Annotated in this window: 17 protein-coding genes; 5 read left to right on the top strand and 12 right to left on the bottom strand. The window is 52.9% G+C overall.

Annotated features, from left to right (window positions below):
* Positions 1–50: 50 nt before the first annotated feature.
* The 7 genes from ACYVC2_RS23200 to zwf all read right to left on the bottom strand — a co-directional run bounded on the left by ACYVC2_RS23200 (position 51) and on the right by zwf (position 8,423).
* Positions 51–1,241 (bottom strand): glycosyltransferase, encoded by a 1,191-nt coding sequence (locus ACYVC2_RS23200; RefSeq protein WP_461106224.1) that lies wholly within the window; start codon positions 1,239–1,241, stop codon positions 51–53.
* A gap of 19 nt (positions 1,242–1,260) precedes the next feature.
* Positions 1,261–2,343, bottom strand: coding sequence for an acyltransferase family protein (locus ACYVC2_RS23195; RefSeq protein WP_461106223.1), 1,083 nt, complete (start codon positions 2,341–2,343; stop codon positions 1,261–1,263).
* A gap of 84 nt (positions 2,344–2,427) precedes the next feature.
* On the bottom strand, positions 2,428–3,807 hold the full coding sequence (locus ACYVC2_RS23190; RefSeq protein WP_461106221.1) for a hypothetical protein: 1,380 nt from the start codon (positions 3,805–3,807) through the stop codon (positions 2,428–2,430).
* Positions 3,808–4,163: 356 nt separating this feature from the next.
* Positions 4,164–5,636, bottom strand: coding sequence for a capsule assembly Wzi family protein (locus ACYVC2_RS23185; protein ID WP_461106219.1), 1,473 nt, complete (start codon positions 5,634–5,636; stop codon positions 4,164–4,166).
* 58 nt (positions 5,637–5,694) lie between these two features.
* The gene (gene pgl, locus ACYVC2_RS23180; protein ID WP_461106217.1) at positions 5,695–6,417 is read right to left on the bottom strand and encodes a 6-phosphogluconolactonase; all 723 of its coding nucleotides are present in this window, start codon (positions 6,415–6,417) and stop codon (positions 5,695–5,697) included.
* 92 nt (positions 6,418–6,509) lie between these two features.
* Entirely contained in the window at positions 6,510–6,848 is a 339-nt protein-coding gene (locus tag ACYVC2_RS23175) for a cupin domain-containing protein (RefSeq protein WP_461106215.1), read from the bottom strand.
* Between the two features lie 69 nt (positions 6,849–6,917).
* Positions 6,918–8,423: a glucose-6-phosphate dehydrogenase gene (zwf, locus tag ACYVC2_RS23170; RefSeq protein WP_461106213.1), complete on the bottom strand. Its 1,506-nt coding sequence runs from the start codon at positions 8,421–8,423 to the stop codon at positions 6,918–6,920.
* Positions 8,424–8,551: 128 nt separating this feature from the next.
* On the opposite strand from zwf, the gene ACYVC2_RS23165 reads away from it, so the two are divergent.
* From ACYVC2_RS23165 to ACYVC2_RS23145, 5 genes are all read left to right on the top strand, one after another.
* The gene (locus tag ACYVC2_RS23165; protein ID WP_461106211.1) at positions 8,552–8,986 is read left to right on the top strand and encodes a ribose-5-phosphate isomerase; all 435 of its coding nucleotides are present in this window, start codon (positions 8,552–8,554) and stop codon (positions 8,984–8,986) included.
* A 91-nt stretch (positions 8,987–9,077) separates the two neighbouring features.
* A complete protein-coding gene (locus ACYVC2_RS23160) occupies positions 9,078–10,838 on the top strand; it encodes an ABC transporter ATP-binding protein (protein ID WP_461107224.1) in 1,761 nt (586 codons plus the stop codon).
* A 42-nt stretch (positions 10,839–10,880) separates the two neighbouring features.
* A complete protein-coding gene (locus tag ACYVC2_RS23155) occupies positions 10,881–13,004 on the top strand; it encodes an FUSC family protein (RefSeq protein ID WP_461106209.1) in 2,124 nt (707 codons plus the stop codon).
* A gap of 147 nt (positions 13,005–13,151) precedes the next feature.
* On the top strand, positions 13,152–15,125 hold the full coding sequence (locus ACYVC2_RS23150) for a S9 family peptidase (RefSeq protein WP_461106207.1): 1,974 nt from the start codon (positions 13,152–13,154) through the stop codon (positions 15,123–15,125).
* Between the two features lie 344 nt (positions 15,126–15,469).
* Positions 15,470–16,087 (top strand): 3'-5' exonuclease, encoded by a 618-nt coding sequence (locus ACYVC2_RS23145; protein ID WP_461106205.1) that lies wholly within the window; start codon positions 15,470–15,472, stop codon positions 16,085–16,087.
* Here ACYVC2_RS23145 and ACYVC2_RS23140 read toward each other — a convergent pair.
* The 5 genes from ACYVC2_RS23140 to ACYVC2_RS23120 all read right to left on the bottom strand — a co-directional run bounded on the left by ACYVC2_RS23140 (position 16,053) and on the right by ACYVC2_RS23120 (position 23,175).
* A complete protein-coding gene (locus tag ACYVC2_RS23140) occupies positions 16,053–18,386 on the bottom strand; it encodes a CHAT domain-containing protein (protein WP_461106203.1) in 2,334 nt (777 codons plus the stop codon). The two genes, ACYVC2_RS23145 and ACYVC2_RS23140, sit on opposite strands and share 35 nt — an antisense overlap.
* Positions 18,387–18,843: 457 nt before the next feature.
* Complete coding sequence (locus ACYVC2_RS23135; RefSeq protein WP_461106201.1) at positions 18,844–20,292, bottom strand: S8 family peptidase; 1,449 nt, start codon at positions 20,290–20,292, stop codon at positions 18,844–18,846.
* A 315-nt stretch (positions 20,293–20,607) separates the two neighbouring features.
* Positions 20,608–21,348, bottom strand: a complete 741-nt coding sequence (locus ACYVC2_RS23130; protein WP_461106199.1) for a tetratricopeptide repeat protein — start codon at positions 21,346–21,348, stop codon at positions 20,608–20,610.
* Positions 21,345–21,935 (bottom strand): RNA polymerase sigma factor, encoded by a 591-nt coding sequence (locus tag ACYVC2_RS23125; protein ID WP_461106197.1) that lies wholly within the window; start codon positions 21,933–21,935, stop codon positions 21,345–21,347. Before ACYVC2_RS23125 ends, ACYVC2_RS23130 begins: the two co-directional genes overlap by 4 nt.
* A gap of 91 nt (positions 21,936–22,026) precedes the next feature.
* Positions 22,027–23,175: a site-2 protease family protein gene (locus ACYVC2_RS23120; protein ID WP_461106195.1), complete on the bottom strand. Its 1,149-nt coding sequence runs from the start codon at positions 23,173–23,175 to the stop codon at positions 22,027–22,029.
* Between the last annotated feature and the right edge of the window lie 45 nt (positions 23,176–23,220).

The following is a 23,220-nucleotide window of genomic DNA, read 5'->3' as shown; positions in this document are numbered from 1 at the left end:
AGTAAACGACCGCAGCCCACCACCGGCAGGCTGCGATCTCGTCCGTATCCTCATACATTTGCCCCACTTGCCTTCTTTTGACTCACCGTCAGAAACCCCTTCAGCATATCCTGAGCCACGGCTTCCGGCGAATACGGTTCGATGCTTTGCAGAGCCGCGGCCCGCATCTGCGGCCAGTCGATGCCTTCCTTCATAAACCGACTGAGTAAAGCTGTAAGTTGAGCCGGCTGCTCCGGATCGAAAACAAAGCCGTTCTGCCCCTCATGCACCAGATCGGCAGCACACCCGCAACGATCCGACACGATAACCGGCATGCCACAGGCAAGCGCTTCGTTGACGACCAGTCCCCAGGGCTCCGACCGGCTCGGCAACACCAGAACGTCGCTCAGAGCCAGTACGTCGGGCACCCGAAACCAGGGGCGACCTGGCATAAGTCGAATCCGGCTATTCAGATCCAGAGCGTCGATCTGTTGCTGAAGCGGTTCCCGCTCGGGGCCATCACCCAGTATGATCATTCCCCACCGATCGGCTTGCACCGATTGTTTCACGGCTTCCGCAAAGGCGGCAACGAGCGTAGGCAGGTTTTTAAACCCAATCAATCGACCGACGAACACAAAATTATGCGGTCGAATACCCTGTCGTTGCTGCGCCCGGATTCGTCCGGGCAGGGCCCGCTCGTAAGCCTTCCGAAGTGCGTTGTTGTCGACGGCGCTTTTCCGAAGCAGAATCTTGCCGGGCGGTACGCCTAACTGAAGCAGGTAATCGGCCGACTGGGTACCGAAGCAGAAGAATCCGGCGCATTGACTGAATATCCAGCGTTTGAATTGTTCTTTCCAGCCGCCCTGCCGCTGGTCAGCGGCCGTGCTCTCGTTCTGCATGACTACCCGAATGCCGCGGGCGCGGGCCCACAGCAGCAGGGAAATCTGCGCCATGTCATAATAACCCGTTATGGTAATGACATCGGGTTGGAAGGCACGGGCGCGCGCCAGCAGAACACGAGCGCGCTCATAGAGGCCAACGTCTTCCAGAAACCGATCGAAAAGCAGTTCGTAGTCGTACGAATAGGTCGGCGTATCCACATCCGTTTTCGCTTCCAGATCGGCCCTGGACCGCTCGTTGCGGGCAATCTGTAATACCTTCACCTGAACGTCCGGCTGCTGATCGGCAAGATGCTGGAAAGCCTGAAAGACACTGGATTTATAGTGCGCCCAGAGAATATTATGAACGATCAGAATGCGCATCGGCAAAGAGCAGGTGTGGTTAACCGTTATTGGGACTTACCCGCTTGAAAAGTAAATTTAATTTTTTCACCAGGGGTGCTTCGAACCGTCGATGCAGTTCTAGGCAAACCAGGGTGATGATACCGGCGAACGAAAAAGCGGCAATATGCTGCCACCATAAACTGGTCGACAGCGAAACTACCAGCTTGTTGTAAAACGGGAGAAACGGAAAGTGAGTGATGTAAATCAAGTACGACGCATCCCCGATTTTCATAAACGCCCGGTTGATCGACGAAGGCCTGAACCAGCCCCTCTCTTCCAGACCGGTAAAAGCCAGTACGACCAGAAACGAGCTGACCCCGTACAGTTTCACCCGTCTGGCCGCTTCCTCGAACAGCGTGCCCTCATGCATCACCAGCCAGATTCCGGAAAGAGCCAGCAACCCCATACACAGGATCGTGGTTGGTTTATAATGCCGGACCACCCACCAGGCCAGCACACCCGAAGCAAATTCAAGATTGTAGGGACTAAAAAAGAAGTAGAGCGACGGAAATTGTTCGGTAAACAAAGTTGGGAAGATAATCCCCGCCCCCGACAGCAGCAGGACCAGCGCGACTACGGGCCAGAGTTGCCTCGCCACGATCAGCAGTCCAAACAGCAGATAATAGTACAATTCAAAGCTCAGGCTCCAGGTGACTCCATTGATGTTGGGGTGATTAGGCAACAGCAGAAACGAGCTGACCATTAAAAACCAGGTCGTCGGCAGGTAGTCGATGGGCTTTTTAGTGATAAACTCGACCAGTAGCAGGCCACTGATAATGATGATCAGGGTGATCCAGTAGATCGGATAGATGCGAATCAGTCGTTTACGCATATACGAGCCGAAATACGCAGGTGTACCGAAATAGCCGTGGGAGGTATGCATGATCACAAACCCACTGATCACAAAGAACAGATCGACGCCCGCAAAGCCGTTCTGAAAAAGACCACCGATGATCAGTTCCTGACCACGCCGTTCGTAACCAAGCGTGAGGTGAAAAAAGACGACGATTAAAGCGGCTACTCCCCTAAGAATTTGAATCGTGTTGAATACTTTTCTCGGGGGGCTGGCGGAAGTCAACATAAACAGCTTGCAAAAAATAGAGACTCAGCGTTCCGACTTTTCGGAAAAACGCTGGTTAAGAAGAGCTTTCGGAGCCAGCCAATATCAGCTTTGTCCATTGGCGACAACCACAAACGGTGACTCTTCGATTGGTTTTGGCTCGGGATGATCCATCAGGTAAGCCGGAAACAAATGCTCGACGCCCATAAATCGAATCATCAGCGCCAGCGGAAACCAGAAGGTCACCTCGAACGGTCGTCCTCCGGTAAACACCTGTACAAAAACCAGGATGTAGAAATAAGCCAGGAAGGTATTCCACGGATTCGGATTCTGGTACATGACCCGGATACACTGCCGCAACACCATCACATTGATACCACCAAACAGCAGGAGCCCCGCAAGACCCAGATCGGTGAAGGCTTCCATGATGGGCACATCCAGATACGAAAACTTATACCCGTACCCAAAAATGAGCATGTGCGCGTGGCCAAGAAAGGTATTGAGTAGAAAATTGAAATTGTTCGCCCGGTTGGCCACTGAATCATCCAGCGCAGCCCGGTAATCCACGCCCTTGGCATGCAGCCCCAGAAACGCGTATATGTTCTCCAGGTTGCGGTCCATGAAGTTCAGGACGTAGCCGTAGAGTACCGAATAAACGTCGCCATACCGGCGAAAAAACAGGATCACCCCAATGACTCCGGCTGCCATGACAATGATGGGGATCGGCCTGAAAAGCCCACGGATAGCCGTACGAATCTGAGCAGGCCGAACGTTGATGGCCATGAACAGCGCCGTCGCCACCAGCAGCGCGACAACCGAAGAGCGCGTTTGGGTCAGCACCAGAATAATGATGTTCAGGATCCCGGCAAATAGCGACAGGAGCCGGAACAGGAAATTGGTGTCCGGCCGCATGAGCCAGATAGCACAGGCTACGACCCCCATGTAGGCATTTCGTGCAAAAACGTGCGGATTACCTGATCCGTCATCACTGTTGTTCAATACGATCGTAGCCCGCTGCCCAATGGCCCAGCTAGGGTCTTTGATCAGTGAATAAATCAGGCCCAGATTGGACACCAGGGTAAAAAAGACAATGACCGGAATGGCAACCCGGATAATATCGTTCGGAATGCTGATCAGCAGAAAGAGGAAAATAAAGATGAACGCGTACCAGATCAGTTCCCGGGGTTTGTCGCTCCCGCCCGGTTCGGGGTACACGTACATGTAGGTGATGCTGAGCAGCAGAAAAGCGATGCCAACCCAGAACAGCTGCTCATTGGGCCGATACAACCGACGCAGTACGGTAAAGGGAATCATCATAATCAGCCCCATCCCAAAGCAGAGAGCCGTAAACGTCGAACTTCCAGGGGCAAACCGCAGCGCATCCCGAAAGAAAAAGATCAGCGGATAGCCATCGACCATTATACAGATACCGAGCACGAACCGAATGTAGTCGAGGGTCTGTAAAAAACGAATAAACTTAGCCATAAATGGTGTACAGATGCGGTTTAGCGTATACGCTGCCCATGCTCAGCAACAAAAAATCGCCACCCATAAACGAAACTTTCGCCGAAGATCCGTTGCGTCTCCGATCCAGCCTGCTAGCTTATAGAACGGATAAAGTCCCGAAGCTATATCGAACCAGCAAGTCGATTTTCTGAGATAGCCCGGGAATTCTGCCACTGAAAAGTTCTAAGAATTAGTTGGAGCAGAACGAGTACAGTTGGATTTTTCTGAGAAACCGACGGGCAAAAATAAAGTTATTTGTCCACAAAACCTTGCCATAGCCTGATTATTCGAAGCCGTATAATAAGTGCCCCCGTAAGCTACCAAGCCGCGATCTTTTACTTGGTACGCAGCCCAAGATAGAATCCCGACGAATTAGGCAGAAATGTTCCCCGATCGATAGCGCCGGTGGCGTTGAGCCGAACGCGCCCCAGCAGGGGTAAATGTAGCGGAGCGGAAACCTGCACCAACCCCGAAAACTGGTTGAGTACCGTTGCAAACGGCGCGTCGTATGTTCCGGCATTTTTGCTGTTCGATAGTTTCAGCAACCAGCTTATCTCCCGACCCATGCGTCCGCTCAGGCCGAAATGCAGTACAGACACCCGGTTGTTGATGATCGGTCCGTAGGGCAACCACGGCCGGATATCTCCTTCGGGTGTCAGAAACGGCGTGCCGATGGTGTGGGCGCGGGTGGTCCAGCCATCCTGATACTGCGAATTGTTGAAATAATTGACCTTGCCGCGCAATTGTGGATCATCGATCACAAACTGATTGCCGCCCTGATTGCCCGTATACAAAAATTCGAACAGTCCCCGGTCGACGGAGATGAACCCGCTGCCGGGCTGCCGCCGTCGGATACTCAGGCCATTCAGTCCGTCGGCAATGGTCGTCAGGTATACGATAGCCCCGGTATCGTACGGATTTTGCCGATACAGGAGTATGGTCGTATTGCCAAGGTCAACTTCAGCACCGATATCAAGCGAACCCAGGTGGTTTCCGATCCGGTTGGTTTCGTCGAACGACGACACGTGCCCATCGACAGACAAATCGCTGTCCGACTTGGCCGTAACCACGTAATAATAAGACTCCAGACTAGTGGGTAATTTCCCATCTACCGACAGCCCGGCGGGCAGGTAAGGCGAATACCCACCCCACACCGCCTGATGATTGACGCCCACATAAAACCGGGCCATCCAGGTCGGCTTACCGATCCGGACGTATAGCGTAGCCTGGTGGAGGAAGGTATGGCTGACCAGTCGGTTGGCCGACTCGAACCAGGCATGGCCGAAAGTGGCATTTACACTAAGTAAGCCTTTTGTGAACCCAATAGGCGCATACCCCCTCGTCCCGATCTGGATGGTCGGTAAGGGCAGGGCATTTCCCGACATGCTGTAGGAACCAGAAGTCAACAGGGTATCGACCAGCCCCAGGATCGTTCGCCGACGTCCGACGTAGAGTTCGAGCTGCCGCCAACGGGCTTTCACGTAGGCTTGTGGTATGATCAGTTGCTGCCCCGACGGGCTGGTATTCCCCACCAGGTCCAGGCCAAACCCCCAGTCGACGCGCCGGGCTGGCAACGGGCGGTAGTCGGAAGCGATACCAAGTCGTAGTGTACCCAACGAACCGGTCAATGGCACAGTCCCGTACTGATTGGCGCGTTGCCAGAAAGGCACCGCCCGGCCTGATGTCAGTAAGGTCCCGATTTCGGTGTATACCTCTGTACTTCTGGCCGAAGAATCCTGCTGTCCGGCTGCGTTCTGACAGACCCTTACCAGTAAGAACGCGAGCAGACAGCAGGAAACGATGCGCATAAAGAGTAGATATAAAGGACGAGTCTGGTTACGGATAGTCGGTCGGCTGAACCACCCGTTACGTCAGATCAGCAGCTGCTTTTTCGTCCACTAGCCAAATCAGCTCGCCATTGGCTGGCTTAATTTCCTGCGACGGGTATTTGTCGGGATCATAGGTTCCCTGCAACACTTCTTTGAGCGGTTCTGCTTTTTTAGGGCCCGCTACCAGGAATAGCACGCAACTGGCCCGGTTTACGACGGGAGCCGTAAGGGTTAGACGGTACATATCCTGTTTGGTCAGAAAATACGCCTTCGTCCAGGCATTTTTTTCGTGAACGACGTCGGTCCCCGGAAACAGTGAGAGTGTATGCCCATCGTCGCCCATGCCCAGCAGGACCAGGTCGAAGGTAGGGCCGGTATCGCCGAAATAGGTGTGCAGGACCCGGTCGTAATCCGCAGCGGCCGCTTCGGGTTCCAGGTCCGTACGCCATACATGAATCTGATCTTCAGGTGTATATACGTGCCCCAGCAGGGTATCGTACGCCATACCTGCGTTGTTTTGTTCGTCATCGATCGGTACGTACCGCTCGTCGCCCCAGAAAACGTGCAGTTGTGCCCACGGAATCTGCTCGACATAAGGCGATTTGGCCAGCAATTCGTGCAGGGCTTTGGGCGTGCTTCCACCCGACAGGGCAATTGTAAACCGATCGTTCGTTTTCAGAACGTCTTTGATCCGCTTCGTGATCAGGTCGGCCGCAGCTTTGGCCAGTTCGGTCGGGTTCTTTTTGACAATAAGTTGCATACCTTTTCTTTGTAGGCTTCGGCCAGGAGCCGTGCCACGGTTATGAAGCTGGAATCGGGAACTGTGAGACGGCTTACAGCCGAAGGCCTGCTTTACACGAAATCTTCCCGCAAGGGCGTAAATATATCCACCAGCACCCCGGCCTCTTCACAGACGGCCCCGTGCCAGACATTTGGCGGAATGTAATACGCATCGCCCGCCCGCACAGTCCGGGTTTCTTCGCCAATCATGATGGAAAAGGTCCCACTCGCTACGTAGCTCATCTGCGTATGGTAATGGCTGTGGGGCGTTCCGACGCCCCCCGCTTCGAACGCTACCTTGACCATCATCAGGTTAGCATCGTAAGTCATGATTTTGCGTTTTACGCCTTCACCTACCGGCTCCCACGGCAGGCTTGGGTCATCAACGAAAAGGGCGGCCAGTTGGGGCATAGGGATAGGGCTTAGCGGTTGGGGTTATGGAGAATAGCTAGTGGTTCATGGCTGACCACTAGCTACTGATTATTTATTTCTTACCATCCATTGAAAACCGTCTTTTTCGACCAGTTCATCGGCGGCTTCGGGTCCCCATGACCCCGGTGCGTAGTTCGGAAAGTCGGGGGTTCCGGCCTCCCAGGCTTCCAGAATCGGCGTCACCACCCGCCAGGCCGATTCGACCTGATCGGCCCGCATGAACAGAGTCGCGTCGCCGGTCATAACATCCAGCAGCAGAGTTTCGTAAGCTTCCGGTTCCTGACCTTCGTAGGCATCCTTGTAACTGAACACCATCTCGACCGGATCGATGGCGAGGGTTTGCCCGGGCCGTTTTGCCTGGAACTGCAACCGGATATCCATGGCTGGCTGAATACCGATGGTCAGCCGGTTGGGTTGCCAGTTGTGCGTGGCTTCTTCCGGAAAAGCGTAGTACGGAGCGGGCTTGAACTGAATTTCGATAACCGTCATTTTTTCGGCGAGCGACTTGCCCGTCCGCAGGTAAAACGGTACGTCTTCCCAGCGCCAGTTGTCGACGAACAGCTTAACGGCAGCAAACGTCTCTGTCTTCGAATCCGGTTTTACCCCCTCTTCCTGCCGATAGCCCGGAATGTCTTTACCGTCTTTCTGGCCGGGGCCGTACTGCCCGCGAACCGCCATATCCTTTACCTGTTCGGGCTTGATCCGGCGAATGGCATTCAGCACGTCTACTTTTTTATTCCGCACCTCATTGGCTTCGAACGAAATGGGCGCTTCAGTGGCGACCATGCACAACACCTGAAGCAGGTGGTTCTGGATCATGTCGCGCAGCGCACCCGAGCCTTCGTAATAGCCACCGCGCCCTTCGAGGCCAACCGTTTCCGAGGCCGTAATCTGCACGTATTCCACGTAGCGCCGGTTCCAGATCGGTTCGAACAGCGAGTTGGCAAAACGGAGCGCCAGAATATTCTGTACGGTTTCTTTGCCCAGATAGTGATCGATACGATAAATCTGTTCTTCGGCAAACAGGCCTCCGAGCAGCGCGTTCAACTCCTGCGCCGTTTTGAGATCGTGTCCGAAGGGTTTTTCAACCACGATCCGTACGTGCGACTTGTCGCCACAGAGTTCTAACTTGCCGAGGTTGGTAGCGATGCCCGGCACCAGTTGAGGAGCCACAGCCAGATAAAACACCACATTCGGGTGCTCGCCCCATTCGGTTTGTTTGGCGGTCACGTAGTCGGACAGCTTCGTGTAGGCGCCAGCGTCGCCAGCGTCCATCTGCAGGTAGGTTACCGACGGTGAAAAGTCTTTCCAGGTATCGTCGGAGCCGTTTTTGCGACGGGAAAACGACTGAACCCCTTCCAGCAACCGCTCGCGGAACGACTCGTCGGTATAGGGGCTGCGACCCAGACCGACTACGGAAAAATGTTCGGGCAGGTAATCGTCTATATACAAATTGTAAAGCGCGGGTGTAAGCTTGCGGAGATTGAGATCACCGCTGCCACCAAAGATAAACAGGATGGTAGCGGGGGGGCGCTGATTAGTAGCTGGTATCATAGTGAATTGGATCGACGGGCTGCAAATTACCGCCAGTCTGTTTTCCGAACAAGTTTGCTCGGTTAAGGTTTCATCTTCGTACAGGATTCTGCTACTTTTGGCCCTGGTTTTATCTTTTTCAGTTACTCATGAAAATCGCCATTGGCTCCGATCACGCGGGCTTCCTCTACAAAGAAGCCATCCGACACATGCTCACCGACCTCGGTCACGAGGTTATCGACAAAGGCACCTACGCCCAAACCCCGTCGGTCGATTATCCGTTGTTTATCCGACCGGTTGCCGAAGCCGTAGCGGCTGGCGACGTCGAACGCGGCATTGTTCTCGGCGGATCGGGCAACGGCGAAGCCATTGCCGCCAACCGGGTGCGGGGGGTTCGGTGCATCATTGCCTGGAATGAAGAGTCTGCCCGGCTGGGCCGCCAGCATAACAATGCCAACGTTCTTTCGCTGGGCGAACGGATGATGAGCGAAGAAACCGCCCTGAAACTGGTTCAGATCTGGCTCGACACGCCATTCGAAGGTGGTCGCCACCAGGCCCGGATCGAGGAACTGGATACGTATTGATGCAGGGGGCATTGGGTGAGGGGCATGGGGGTTATGATGTCACCCTATGCCCCTCACCCAATCCCCTATGCCCTTCCCCCTTTGCCCTACTATGCCGATTCTCTGGAAATACCTCAAACCGTACCGCTGGCTGGCCCTGCTGGCCCTGGCGCTGGCGGGTATAGCCCAGGTGCTGGCACTGGTCGACCCGATTATTTTCGGGAAACTGATCGACGAATACGCTACCCACCCCGGCTCGAAAACGGAAGCCCAGAAAATAACGGGGGTACTGCAACTGCTGGCTATTGCGGTGGGCGTAGCCGTTCTGTCGAACCTGACCAAAGGGTTTCAGGAGTACATGACGCGGCTGGTCGTGCAGAAATTCGGCACCGACATTTTCAACGACGGGCTAAAACAAACCCTGCGGCTGTCGTACCAGGAATTTGGCGACCAGAGCAGCGGAGCAACCCTGTCAATTCTGCAGAAGGTTCGGACCGACACCGAGAAATTCATCAACTCATTCGTCAACGTACTGTTTTCGTCGATTGTCGGCATGGGGTTTCTAATCTGGTACGCCATCACCAAACACTGGGCGCTGGTGCCCGTATTTCTGATCGGTGTGCTGCTGCTGGGCGGCCTGACGGGGTTGCTGAGCAAACAGATCAAAACCACCCAACGGTCCATCAACCGCGAAACGGCGCTGCTCTCGGGCGTGATTACCGAATCCCTGCGCAACATCGAGCTGATCAAAAGCCTGGGGTTGACCTTTCCCGAAATCCGTCGGCTAAAAGCCCAGACGGGCCGCATTTTCGAGCTGGAAATGTTTAAGGTACGGCGGGTACGGCTGTTGTCGTTCTGGCAAAGCACCACGCTGAACGTGCTGAAACAATCGGTGCTGTTTACGCTGCTGTGGCTCATTTTCCGGAACGTGCTGAGTACGGGCGAGCTGATCTCGATGCAGTTTATTTCGGTGTCGATCTTCAACCCGCTACAGGACCTGGGCAACATTATCCTGGCCTACCGGGAAGCAGAAGCGGGCTTGAGTGGCTTCCAGAAACTGATGGAAAAGCCCATCGAGCGAAATCCTGAATCGCCTATCGAGGTAGGCCCCATCGAGCGGCTGCGGTTTGCGGATGTGGTTTTCCGACACAACGGAGCCGCCCAGAATGCCATCGACGGCGTGTCGTTCGAAGCCGGGCTGGGCGATACCATTGCATTTGTGGGGCCGTCGGGGTCGGGCAAATCCACAATGGTGAAACTGCTCGTTGGGCTCTACCGACCCGTTGGCGGGGAAATTTATTACAACGACATATCGACCAAAGACATCCGGTTCAACCCGATGCGTCGGCAGATTGGCTTCGTCACGCAGGATACGCACCTGTTTTCGGGCACTATCCGCGAAAACCTGCTCTTCGTCAGGCCCGACGCAACCGAGGCCGAGATGCTGGACGCGCTCGACAAAGCCGCCTGCGATCATCTGCTGGCCCGCTCCGAAAAAGGGCTCGACACCCAGATCGGCGAAGGAGGGCTCAAAATGTCGGGGGGCGAAAAACAGCGGCTCTCCATTGCCCGGGCGCTGGTGCGCCAACCGCGCCTGCTGATTTTCGACGAAGCGACGTCGGCGCTGGATTCGCTGACCGAAGAAGAAATTACGGATACCGTCCGGAGCGTATCGGCGATGGGTTCTCAGATTACGATTTTGATTGCCCACCGGCTTTCGACGATATTACACGCCAACACGATTTTCGTACTCGAAAAAGGCAGGATTGTCGAAACGGGCAGCCACGACGAACTCCTTCAGCAAAAAGGTCTTTATTACGCCATGTGGCGCCAACAAATTGGTGAGCGGAAGACCAGCGCCCTTCCGGCATAGGGGATTACGGGTTGAAGCCCGCGATCCATTTATCTTTCCAGCATGAACAAGCGGAGCCGACAAGTCAGTTATTTTCTGTCCAGTCAGTATTTCTCAGATGGGCTGCGGATAACCTTGTCCATTCTGCTTCCGGCGCTGGTACTCGCTCAATTCGATCAGCTTCCGGCGGGTATGGCTATGTCGCTGGGAGCGCTGAACGTGAGCCTGAGCGATGCGCCGGGTCCGGTCATGCACCGACGCAATGGCATGGCCGCCAGCGCCCTGATCAGCTTTACGGTCACCTTCATCACGGGATTTGCCCGGATGAACGACTACACGCTGGGCCTGGAGGTACTGCTGTTCAGCTTTTTCTTTTCCATGTTTGCCATCTATGGCAATCGAGCCACTTCCGTCGGAACAGCCGCGCTACTGATCATGATTCTGATGCTCGACCGACCGATGGATGCCAAAGGTGTGCTGCTGGAAAGTGGGCTGGTACTGGCCGGTAGCCTCTGGTACAGCACGATCAGTTTGCTGGCCTCGGGGCTGCAACCGTACCGGCTGGCGCAACAGGCTTTGGGGCAGTGCATCCACGAGATGGCCAAGCTGATGGACATCAAAGCGGATTTCTACGATGTATCGACCGATTTAGACGAAGATTACCGCCGGCTGATTGCTCAGCAGGTCGACGTGAGCGAGAAGCAGGACGCCGTGCGCGAAGTGTTGTTCAAAAGCCGCCGGATCGTTACGGAGTCGACCCGAACCGGGCGGTTACTGCTGCTGACGTTCGTCGATGTCGTTGATCTCTACGAGCAGATCATTGCCATGTATTACGACTATGCCGACATCCGGGAGCGTTTCGGCAAGTCGAGTGTACTCCACCAGATTTCCCGGCTCGTTCACCGGCTTTCCGTCGAACTGGACCACATCGGGCTGGCCATTCAGTCGCCGGTTTCGTTCCGAAAACCCGTCGATATGCTGCCTCAGTTGGACCGGCTGAAGCGCCACATCGATGCGCTGGGCGACCAGGATGGTAGCACGCTGGTGCTCAAGAAAGTGCTGGTCAGTTTACGGAACGTAAGCCAGCGGATTGCGACCCTGCAGAAAAATCTCGCGCTGCCCAACCCTAGCCCGCTTGACAACGAGGCTATGGAATACGGGCGCTTCGTTTCCCACCAGGAAATCGATCTGAAGTCCTTTCTGGAAAACCTGACGCTCGAATCTTCCGTGTTCCGGCATTCGATCCGGGTCGGTATCGCCATGCTGGTTGGTTTCGTCATTACCAAGCTCCTCCCCTACGGTCACCATAGTTACTGGGTGCTGTTAACCATTTCGGTTATTCTGAAACCTGCTTTCAGCCTCACCAAACAACGAAACATCGAACGGATCATCGGCACGCTGGCCGGTGGAATCATTGGCGTACTGATTCTGACCTATCTGCCCAACAAACAGGTACAGTTTGGCTGCATGGTGCTCCTGATGCTGGGAACCTACAGTGCCCAGCGCATCAACTACATCGTGATGGTGATCTGCGTGACGCCTTTTATCCTGATCCTGTTCAATTTTCTGGGTGTCAGTTACGTTGGAGCCGCCGAAGAGCGATTTTTCGACACCCTGCTGGGTGGTATCATCGCGTTTCTGGCCAGCTATTTACTGTTCCCGCAGTGGGAGTCGGAGCAACTAAAAACCCCCATGCAGACCGTCCTCAACGCCAATGTCCGTTACCTACAGCTTTTGCTCGACAGCCTGTCGGGGAAAGCGATCCGACTGGTCGATTACAAACTGGCACGCAAAGAAATTTACGTTACTTCGGCCAACCTGTCGGCGGCTTTCGACCGGATGCTTTCAGAACCCAAACGCAAGCAGCGGAACGGAAAACTGATTTACGAATTCGTGGTGCTGAATCACATTCTGTCGGCCAACATTGCGACCATTGCGTCAGCACAGGTGACTGGGCAGCCCAAGTGTTACCCATCTTTGCTGCTTCGTCCCGTTAAGCGGGCGCTGTTTACACTTACCGAAAGTTTACGGCGGTTGGGCGTCGAGGTAGCCCATCCACTGCCCGAAACCGGTCCTGAAACTGAAAAACCCCTGCCAACTACCGACGATCGGGTCCTGGTCGAGCAACTCAATTTCATTCAACAGGTCAGCACCGACATCGGTAAAATTATAGAGCGGTTGAAGTAAGCGGTATCGCGGCCGGGCTGTCGTTCCAGTTTCAATCCGTATGGGCGTTAAAAAATGCGGATTAAAACTGGTTCGCCAGCCCGGCCGCGATAATTTTCAATTCTGACCGGAGTTGGTTATTTTCAGGGGTACTTATCACTTCCTCGCATGAAACTCCGTTACCAGCTCGCCCAGCTAATCCTGCTGGTCAGTATGCGCATGACCTTTGCGCAGACGCCCACCATCGATCAGTCGATCGCTATGAAGAGCGTTTCGAACCCACAACTTTCACCCGACGGCAAGTGGGTCGCTTATACCGTTACCCGAACCAACTGGGAAGAAAATGCCTACGACACCGATATCTGGCTGGCCAGCACGGTCAGCAACGAGCGGTTTCAGTTGACTCGTTCCAAAAAATCGAACAGCAGCCCGGCCTGGTCACCCGATGGCAAATGGATCGCTTTTCTGTCCACCCGCGACGATAAATCGCAGGTATATATCATCAGTCCGAGCGGTGGGGAAGCCCGACCGCTCACGAAATTCGAAACGGGCGTAACGGCGTTTGAATGGTCGCCGACGGGTAAGCAGATTGTGTTTTCGGCTACCGTGCCCGACGCGAAAACCGATAAAGACCGGAAAGAAAAATACAGCGACTACGAGGTTGTCCGCGACGATTACAAGATGGTGCACCTGTACCTGCTCGATAGTCTGGATAATGAGAAACCCTCTCAGGGAAAAGCATTGACCAAAGGCATCGGGTTTTCGGTCGGTAGCTTTGCGGTATCACCCGACGGGAAGAAAATTGCATTCGATGCGTCGAAAAACCCCGATCTGGTCAACAGTCACACCTCGGATCTGTACGTGCTGACACTTGGCGATACTGTAACCCACCGGATTGTTTCGCTTAAAGGCCCCGATCAGAACCCGGTCTGGTCGCCCGACGGCAAGCAGATCGCCTTTACGACCGCCAACGAAAACGACTATTATTTTTACACCAACCGGCTCATCGCTACCGTTCCGGCCACCGGCGGTACGCCGAAAGTGCTGACCAGCCCCTTCGACGAAAATGCGAATCTGTTCGAATGGACATCCGACGGCATTTTGTTCGGGGGTTACCAGAAAACGACGGCTCATCTGTACCGGCTGAATCCCACTACTCAGAAAATAGATCGTCTGACCAAACCCGACAATTTACTGGCCTCCCAGTTTTCGTTCAGCAAAGACGGTCGGCAAATGGCCTTCGTGAGCGCCCTGCCGAACCAATACGCCGAAATTCAGACCTCGGCCCTGCTGGCGTTTGCGCCCAAAACTCTGACGGATATGGGCAAACAACTGGTGCCTTTCAAAACCGCTACCCGCGAAGTTATCAGCTGGAAATCCGTAGATGGCAATATGATCGAGGGAATTTTGATCAAACCCGCCAAGTATGACCCGGCCAAAAAATATCCGCTGCTGGTGGTTATTCACGGTGGCCCTACGGGCATCGACCTACCTTCGGTAACGGCGGATCGCTACTACCCGGTCGAGCTATTTGCCGCCAAGGGAGCGTTGGTGCTGCGGCCCAACTACCGGGGGTCGGCGGGCTACGGGGCTAAATTCCGGGCGCTGAACGTCAAGAACCTGGGGCTGGGTGATTACGACGATGTGATTTCGGGTGTCGATTACCTCATCGGAAAAGGTATGGTCGATAAAGACAGGGTCGGGGCTATGGGCTGGAGCCAGGGGGGCTACATTTCGGCGTTTATTACGACCTACAGCGATCGCTTTAAAGCCACGTCGGTAGGCGCCGGTATCTCAAACTGGGCCACGTACTACCAGAACACCGACATTACTCCGTTTACGCGACAATACCTACAGGGCACCCCGTGGGACAATGCCGACATTTATCAGAAGACCTCCCCCATCAGTTACATCAGTCGGGCAAAAACACCGACGCTCATTCAGCATGGCGAGCTGGACCGGCGCGTACCCATTGCCAACGCGTATGAGCTGCGGCTGGCGCTGGAAGACAAAGGGGTCCCTGTAAAGATGGTGGTGTATAAAGGATTTGGCCATGGCATCACTAAACCCAAGTCGATGCGGCAGGTCATGGAGGAGAATTATCGCTGGTTCAGCAAATACATTTGGGGCGAATCGATGTAAGAAATCATTGGCCTACTGTAGCAAATGAAGAAAGCCCCGACAGTATCTCTGCCGGGGCTTTCTGGTGTAGTTGGTAGTAAAACCAGGATAAGCGTCTAAAAGTTTCGATGCCGAAAAATTACGGCTTTATTTTTCACAATATCAAACTCATGAAAGTACATTTAGATGTTATATCAGCGGCAGTATGACCCTTTCAGGGTCACATATTTGTAGCTGATCTGTTCTCTATAAATATGTGACCCTGCAGGGGTCATACCAAATTGTACAAACTAACTAGGCCAACAATCTCCTGACCGTTATCTTGCACAGCCGATGGAACTTGACAACGCATCGGTTTATACACTATGCCTTTTTTAGTACTTGACCTGGAGATGACCGGCCCCGAGCCGGACTATAACGAAATTATTCAGATTGGGGCGGTTCTTTTCGACGACAACTGGGCAGAAAAAGGCCGGTACCTGACGAATGTGTATCCCGAAAACGAGGAAGCGTTTTCATCGTCATCCGAAAAAATCCATAACCTGTCCCTGGCTGATCTGGACGATGCGCCGATGATCTACGACGTGCTGCCCCAGATGGAAGAATGGATCTGCACCCAACTAGGGCTCCGGGTCCCCAAAGGTCAGCTCGACCGAACGCCCTTTCTGCGCGACGTGATCATTTGCGGTCAAAGCGTGATCAACGACATCAATTTTCTGAAAGAAGCCTATCGGTACGAAAAACAGAAATGGCCCTACTCGCGCGTACTGCTCGATCTGCACACTCTGGCTTACTTTACCTTCCGGGTACTGAAAGCCAACGGCCGCAAGGTTCCGGACCGCTTAAGCCTGACGGCTATTGCCAATTACTTTGGCTTCGCCCGCGAAGACGGCTTTCACAACGCCCTGGAAGATGCCGTGCTGACCGCCCAGTGTCTGAAAGAGGTTTTTAAACTGGCTGATGAACTGAAACTGACGCTTTAACCGGTCGACGTCGACGCTCGTGCCAGAAAATCAATCCGGCAACCAGGGTTAATACCACCACAAAACTGCCCCACAGCGCAAGGTTCAGCCGCGGCAGTGGCTCGGCATCGCCCACGACGATCAGGCCCGCCCAGTAATTCGGCAGGACGCCGGCCCCCTCGGCGTTGGCAAGCCACTCCTGTTTGGCTTTTTGCAGGGCAACATCTTTAGGCAGCCCTTCGTCCAGGTGCTGATAAAACCGGTCTGTCAGCTCGTAGGTTGCCTGATTCTGGACGCTCCAGAGGGTCGTCAGTACGCTTGGAACGCCCAGGGCCGCAAACCCCCGTGCCAGACTGAAGACTCCCTCCCCCTGCTGAACGGCACCAATGCCCGTCTTACAGGCGGCTAGTACAACCAGTTCGGCATTGGGCAGGGCCTTGTCGCCGAAGTCGGAGAGACGGAGCGTCGAGTCGGCGAAGTAAAGTGTCGGTTCCTGATTGGTACTGTCGGCGGTTGCGTGGGTAAACAAGTGAATGACCTGGGCATCGGCGGCTTTATCCAGAAAATTCCGGCGGGTAGCTGCCCCATGCGTCAATAGCGTTGGCGAGGTAAAGCGTTCGGCGATCGGTACAAGGGCTGCATCGGCGTTGACCAGCGCCACCTGTTTGAGCGACGGCGCAAACTGCACGGGTGCTACGCCCAGAAACCGACCTCTCGCATAGCCGGGGACCCGGACCCTGGATAATCGGTTTTTGAGCCACAGGCTGGCCGAGTACACATAACTGAACGCATAGTCGTCGACGGCATACCGCAACTGACTGGGCGAACGACTGAGCGCATCGAAGGGGATAAAGCCGCCATCGGGCGAAACAATCACCCGGCCGTTGGGTAGCGACAGCGGAGCCAGTAACTGCTGATACAGGCTGTGGCTTAGTCGCCGAAACCGCTCGACCTGAGCCGTTTTGTTCATGACTTCGGGGTCAGCCAGCAGGGTCGTGAACTCCCGCACGGTTTGCGTGTAAGAGCCGGCGGCTTGTTTATGCAGGATCACGGTATCGCCCGTAATACCCATAACGTATAGGGCGTTTTCACCAACGAAATACGTCATGAGCGAACCCTGCTGCGTTTTCAGATATCGCTGTAAATCGGGCAGCGAGGCTGTCGTGTTGTCGTATTTATAGTGGTAATAAGCGGGATTCGATACCTCCAGTTGTTTGAGAAAGGTCGTCAGGCTATCCTGTTTGGCAAACAGCGCCAGCCGGGCCGTATTGTACTCGGCACTACTGGTTGATTTAACTGCGACCAGTTTGGTTTGCTGACGCGCGACGGCTTGCTGCAGCCGTTCTTCTTCCTGTACCTGCTGCGGAGAAAGCTGCTGCCGGGCTCCGAGTTCGTTCAGTTTATCGGCCAGCATCACCGCCCGACTTTTTTCCAGAAACCGGAATGCCTGTTCGGTATTGCTGAGCTGGAAGCAGGTTTCGATGGCCCGTTCGTATAAGCCCCGCGTCTTGTTGCGCCAGTAGAGTTTCGACTGCTGCCCCGTATGCTCCCAGCGCATAAAATCGATCATCTGATCGGCGACCTTGTATGTATCGAGCGCGTATTGAAACCGCTGGGGATTGTTCGTCGCTTTCGCATAATCGAGCCAGGTATCGGCTTTGTCCTGAATCAGGGTGAGGAGATATTCCTTGTAGGCAGCCGACTGAATAGAATTGGTCGTTGGTAACGAGTTCCGGTCCGAGCCCTGAAAATCTCGCGTTAACGTATGCAACCCTTGCTGGTACGCATCTAACGCTTTTATATACTGGTTTTTCTTCCAATATACAGCCCCTAAGTTATCCCATGTGCGGGCTGTAATATAAGGCGCAAGACTAAATCTTATCCCTTCTTGTAACACATTAGCGGCTACGTTATAAAGGCCCAGATTATATAAATAATAACCAAAGTCAGCATTATTCATTGCAATGCCAAGGCTGTCATTCAAGCTTTTATTAAGTGAAATTGCTTTCTGGAAGTGGAGAATTCCTTCATCAGTTTTAGCTTCAGCTTTACAGACATACGCCAACGTGACATAATAAAGCGATAAATCATACACTAATTCCTGATTATGTTCGGCCAGCCGAATAGCTCTTTCCAGATCAGGCCGGGTTTCCCGAATACGCCCCAGTTCGCGAAGTGCCTTGGCTTTTTCAAAAAGTCCATTGGCAATAGCCCGATCACTATGAACAACCTCTCCAATTTCGATTGATTTTTCGGCCTGTATTAAGGCTCGCTCGTAATCCCCAGATTGATAGAACAAGAAGGCTAAATTGCTATGCATATACGATACCCAGCGACTAAGTCCTATCAATTGACTAATTTGAATACCACGCTCCAATGTTTGACGAGCTATCGCAAAGTTTCCATCATCCTTGTAGCAAACCCCTAAGCGGTAATAAGTTTTAATTAAATCTTCTGATTTTAAACCAGTAGCTGATTCTCGATAAAAAGCAATTACCTTGGTTAGAAGTGAAATTGCAGATATTCGATGTTGATTGTCTGATAAAGCTTTTGCTAGATCAAGATGAACATCAACATAAGTTGAATCGGGAGATAAACGATTTTCCTCCCACTGCTTAATCAACCTAGTCAATTGTTTTATTTTCTCAGGAGTTGCTTCTGTTGTTGCTTGCTTATAAAAAGCCGTAAGCTCAAACCGTTTATTGGCTTGAGCTTGGGCAAACAACTGTAGACTAGCTGAATATCCGATATAAACGAATAGACAAATCAGTTGACGCCTATACCTTGATGCAATTTCCATCTCGAATTCCTTCTTGCAGTTTATGATGCTTTTTCATAGTCAGTTTTCGCATCAATTGCTTCTTGTCGTAGCCAATATTTCTTAACAAAATAGTAGCAACAATACCGGTAACATAAGCTGTCGCATATGATGTGCCGGGCCGAGCCTCAAAGTCTGGTGCCTGAAATGAATGGTCGTCTATAACAAAGGGTTGTTTTTTGAACCCGTTCGCAACAGCTCCTACATCCACAAACTTTTTTGAATAGCATTCTCCCAGCTTTAACTTCGTTACTTTCACCTCAGAATGTCCATCAACTTGCTTCAATTTTCGGGTACAGCTCACAGTCGTTACTGTCACAATCCGGTTTTTACTCTTGTTCCGACTATAACAGGCAGGTAGATTAAGCGGTGCATTTTCGCCCAGTGGTGGTGTGTTGCCTAAAGCATCTTTTGGGTACTGGATTGCGTTGCCCGCAGCGGCTATTACCCATATATTTTCTTTCTTTAGCGCATTTATCATGGTTTTCAGGAGCGGAATCGTCCTATCAGGTGCAATTTTAAAACTGAAACTGGCATTGATAATCTGAGCTTTCTGTACGCGTGCGTACTCTAGTCCACATAGTACGTCATATAGTTCACAGGCACCACTGGCTTGAGCAATTTTTACTGGAAGTATTTCAGCCGACGGACATATATAATTGATAATTAAACTAATACGAGTTCCGTGCGCTTCCGGGTGGTCATCATGAGTATTTGCGTTGTCGGCTACAAAGTTCCATCCATTGGACCTCTCCTCGTTATCTTGCCTATATTTGATAGTATTAGCCAGTAAACCTGAATCCAAAACTGCAACACTGATTGAGCAATAATCATAGTAAGCAGGCCTTTCTACAGGTTTTTCTCGCTTATAATCAGTGTGCTCATCCGTTGAAGAAGTGTCCACCGGTACAACTGGCCGACTAATGCCATAAGCATTTGGATAACCTTCGCTGCTACCAGATCCGCCCGTCGGCCCCGGGTGAATCTGCCCTAAACGATTGACTCCAATCTGCTCGTTATTTAGGACAATTGTTTCGTTACTATCTGAACTAAAAACATCCAGTTGGTCAAAGGTCGCCATACCACGCAGATCGCTCCCATTTACGCCTTTCAATAAAACAAATGTTCGTCCCTGCTCGCCAAATGAGTTGTTCCGTTCGACAGTTACGTTGAAAATATGTCCGTCACTGGTTAAGATATATTCTTTCTCAACTTCCAGAAAATCTAGTGATTCGCCTACCTGACTCATGATGATGTATTCATCAGGAATCTTAAAGAGGCTGTTTTCAATCACGAATGGTTTCGGAAAAATCTCTCTGAGATTTTCTTTATCAGCACAGCAGGGTCTGGCCATATCTTCTGGCACAAAAGGCAGTTCAGAGTCGGGTGTGGGGCCTAGGGATCGCATGAGTTTAATAAGTGGGAGATGTTGTGAAATAATGTGCTATTCAGCCAGCCATCTAACGAACAAGTTCCTGGTAATCAGCCCGCCAAACAACTTTACAACCTAACTTTTATTCAACGGTTAATTTCGTTCAAATGATAGTTTGCTTTTATAGTACCTTGATGCCGGGGTTGATAACAGCACTTTAATGAATCACTGACTTAGTCGTAGTCGCCGGGTTAAACAGCAACAAAGTCGGACAAATTTGTCCGACTTTGTTGCTGTTTAACCAATAATGACTTGTTCAGACGTTAAGCCTATTGCTAGGGAATGCGTCTGTTATAATGCCTCCAATAGCCGCTGAGCCTCTTTCTTGCCCTCCAGATTTTTACGAACTACCTCGTCAAGCAGTTCTTTCGCCTGGATCTGGTCGGCGGGCTGGCCGCGCTTCAGGTGCGCCAGAGCTTCGTAAAACGTACCAGGATTGGCGAACAGGTCCGTCTGCTGACTCAGGTGGTGAAACAGCGTAATGGCCTGATCATAGTTGCCCTGGCGAAGCGCTACAATGCCCGCATACTTCAGGGCGCTGTCGTTGGTGGGCTGGCGTTTCAGTACATCCTCAAAAATAGCGTCGGCCTCGGCGAGCTGATTCTGGTTGAACCGGTCGATGCCCGTCCGGAGGCTATCTGTCGTGCGTGAGCCAGACGGTCCAGCGTCCATGGTTGTCTGGAGGCTTTCGAAATGCCGACTGATATAGGCATCGGCTAACTGGCTGGCCGTATTGGCCGAGTCGGACAGTTGGAAAAAGTACCAGCCCACGCCTAAAAACAACACCACACTGGCGGCTGCGACCCAGCGCATGGGGGCGCTCCAGAGCGGGTGAACCCGTTCGGTCTGGTTCCGAAGGGCATCCAGTTCGGCCCGGCGCTCCTCGCGAACGGCCTGCTTCGTCATTAGGTAAAACGCCAGCGACTCGGCCAGGGCGGGGTCGGTTCGGAGGGCATCTTCAAACTGGGCTCGTTCGTTGGGCGGGAGCTGGCCAGTCAGGTAATTTTCAATCGTTTCCAGATCGGTATTCATGGTGTGTCGTGAAAGCGTTTCCGTAATCTTTCCAGGCATCGTAGGCGGCTGGTTTTTGCCACCGCGGCCGAATTATAGCCCATCATCTGCGCAATTTCCTCGTCTGAGTAGCCTTCTCCGCCCCACATGATCATGTCGCGGCATTTGTCGCCCAGTTCGTTAAGGTACTGCCGCAACCGCTCGATGTAGCTCTGCGCGATCAGGCTTTCGACAATAGACCGCGATTCGTCGGGCAGTTGCATGAGCGAATCATCGAGCGATGCCGCGTCGTGCACCTTCCCCCGATTAGTCGTCTTTTTCCGGATTGCGTCAACACATTTGTTAGAAAATATTTGATACAGGTACGTTTTCAGTTCCGAACGGCCTTCGAACTGCCCAGAAACGATGTGATCGATGATACTCATGATCGTATCGGAAAACGCACTGGCGCACTCTTCTTCGGTCAGACGATGCTTATGCGTACCATCCGCGATGAGATACCGGTACTTCTCATACAGCTTATTCTCGGAAAATCGACGCTTGGCCCCGCCCGCCCGGATACCTGCTATCAGCTCAGCATCGGAAAGTTGCCTGGAAAAAAGCCCCATAAAGTCGTAGATAGAAGGTTCATTATGAGACGGTAAGATAAGAAAATTTACTTGACTTCCCCGGTTTGTAAACCAGGAAGTCGGCCGGTTATCAGAGCAGAAACGGGCGCGGGCTGAAGCACAGCACAAAAACCAGCAGGGCAATCCAGCCCAGTACTTTACGGGTAAAGCCCAGTGGTTCTTCCAGGGCCGTTTCGGGATGATAAATGCCCAGAAACCGGCCCAGCACAAAAGCAAAGGCCATAAAGCTAGGGTATCCCTCCCAGTCGGGATGCCACCACGAAACCAGTAACTGCGCGACGACGATGCTGAGCGTAATGAGCAGGGAGGTGATGCGGCTTTCGCTGATACGTGCAAATGCCAGAAACAACACGACGACGTACAGGCCGAAGTAGAGCAGTTCCGAAAAAAAAGCTTCGTCGGACGGAATGGCAAAATCCGTCGGTTTGAAGATGCCGAGCCCGGCGTAAAAAGCAAACCCGATAAATAAGATCGGCGATACCCAGCCAAACCATTTTCGCCCGATCAGCGCGTACAGTATATGACCGCCATCCAGTTGACCGATCGGGATCAGGTTTAGCGACGTGAAAAACAGGGCGAGATAACCGGCCAGCACGAACGGATAGTGGACCATCTCGTACGGATGTGGCACGCGGGCTGGGTCGGCTACGTAGGTTTTAAAAAAATGAAACAGCAGGTTGTCGCCCAGGCCCACGGCGGCTCCTTCCGGCAGATTCCGATACGCATATTTAGCGTAATCGAGTCCCCATTTTTTATACTCCGGGTGAATCGTGAAAATAAATTCCGGCGGTGGCAGGTGCGTAAATGCATACCATAGCACCACCAGCGCCAGCACGAAGCCTGCCAGCGGACCGGCAATACCGATGTCGAAATACTTCCGGCGACTGTCGATATATTCTTTGATGCGGATAAAGGCACCCAGCGTACCGATGCTCTGCCCCAGCCCTAGCCAGAGTGGTATATAATACGGAAGGGTTACCCGAACCCGGTTGGCTTTCGCCGTGAAATAATGCCCGAACTCATGAACCGTCAGAATCGCCAGAAACGGCCCGGAAAACTGAAACCCGGCCAGAAACTCGTGCCAGCCCAGGCGCTTCACTCCTTCAAACGGAATGAATAACCCACCGAACATCCACTCGGCCCCGGCCAGGGTGGTGGTCACCAGGGTAATTAAAAAAAGACCTCCATGCAGGAGGTAGGTCTTTGTGCGTTGATTCATGTACGTAATGCGGGGAAGAACCCGCCCAACCACTGGGGAAGCGCA

Source organism: Spirosoma koreense, assembly GCF_054777875.1.
Note: the sequence above shows the minus strand (reverse complement) of the source record. Positions and strands in the feature narration are given on the sequence as shown.

Excerpts from the sequence above, each read along its gene's own strand:
- ACYVC2_RS23135 (WP_461106201.1), bottom strand. The coding sequence starts at position 20,292 with ATGCGATCCCTAGGCCCCACACCCGACTCTGAACTGCCTTTTGTGCCA.
- ACYVC2_RS23200 (WP_461106224.1), bottom strand. The coding sequence starts at position 1,241 with ATGCGCATTCTGATCGTTCATAATATTCTCTGGGCGCACTATAAATCC.
- ACYVC2_RS23195 (WP_461106223.1), bottom strand. The coding sequence starts at position 2,343 with ATGTTGACTTCCGCCAGCCCCCCGAGAAAAGTATTCAACACGATTCAA.
- ACYVC2_RS23165 (WP_461106211.1), top strand. The coding sequence starts at position 8,552 with ATGAAAATCGCCATTGGCTCCGATCACGCGGGCTTCCTCTACAAAGAA.
- ACYVC2_RS23150 (WP_461106207.1), top strand. The coding sequence starts at position 13,152 with ATGAAACTCCGTTACCAGCTCGCCCAGCTAATCCTGCTGGTCAGTATG.
- ACYVC2_RS23120 (WP_461106195.1), bottom strand. The coding sequence starts at position 23,175 with ATGAATCAACGCACAAAGACCTACCTCCTGCATGGAGGTCTTTTTTTA.
- ACYVC2_RS23140 (WP_461106203.1), bottom strand. The coding sequence starts at position 18,386 with ATGCATAGCAATTTAGCCTTCTTGTTCTATCAATCTGGGGATTACGAG.
- ACYVC2_RS23160 (WP_461107224.1), top strand. The coding sequence starts at position 9,078 with ATGCCGATTCTCTGGAAATACCTCAAACCGTACCGCTGGCTGGCCCTG.
- zwf (WP_461106213.1), bottom strand. The coding sequence starts at position 8,423 with ATGATACCAGCTACTAATCAGCGCCCCCCCGCTACCATCCTGTTTATC.
- ACYVC2_RS23175 (WP_461106215.1), bottom strand. The coding sequence starts at position 6,848 with ATGCCCCAACTGGCCGCCCTTTTCGTTGATGACCCAAGCCTGCCGTGG.
- ACYVC2_RS23125 (WP_461106197.1), bottom strand. The coding sequence starts at position 21,935 with ATGGGGCTTTTTTCCAGGCAACTTTCCGATGCTGAGCTGATAGCAGGT.
- ACYVC2_RS23190 (WP_461106221.1), bottom strand. The coding sequence starts at position 3,807 with ATGGCTAAGTTTATTCGTTTTTTACAGACCCTCGACTACATTCGGTTC.
- ACYVC2_RS23185 (WP_461106219.1), bottom strand. The coding sequence starts at position 5,636 with ATGCGCATCGTTTCCTGCTGTCTGCTCGCGTTCTTACTGGTAAGGGTC.
- pgl (WP_461106217.1), bottom strand. The coding sequence starts at position 6,417 with ATGCAACTTATTGTCAAAAAGAACCCGACCGAACTGGCCAAAGCTGCG.
- ACYVC2_RS23130 (WP_461106199.1), bottom strand. The coding sequence starts at position 21,348 with ATGAATACCGATCTGGAAACGATTGAAAATTACCTGACTGGCCAGCTC.
- ACYVC2_RS23155 (WP_461106209.1), top strand. The coding sequence starts at position 10,881 with ATGAACAAGCGGAGCCGACAAGTCAGTTATTTTCTGTCCAGTCAGTAT.
- ACYVC2_RS23145 (WP_461106205.1), top strand. The coding sequence starts at position 15,470 with ATGCCTTTTTTAGTACTTGACCTGGAGATGACCGGCCCCGAGCCGGAC.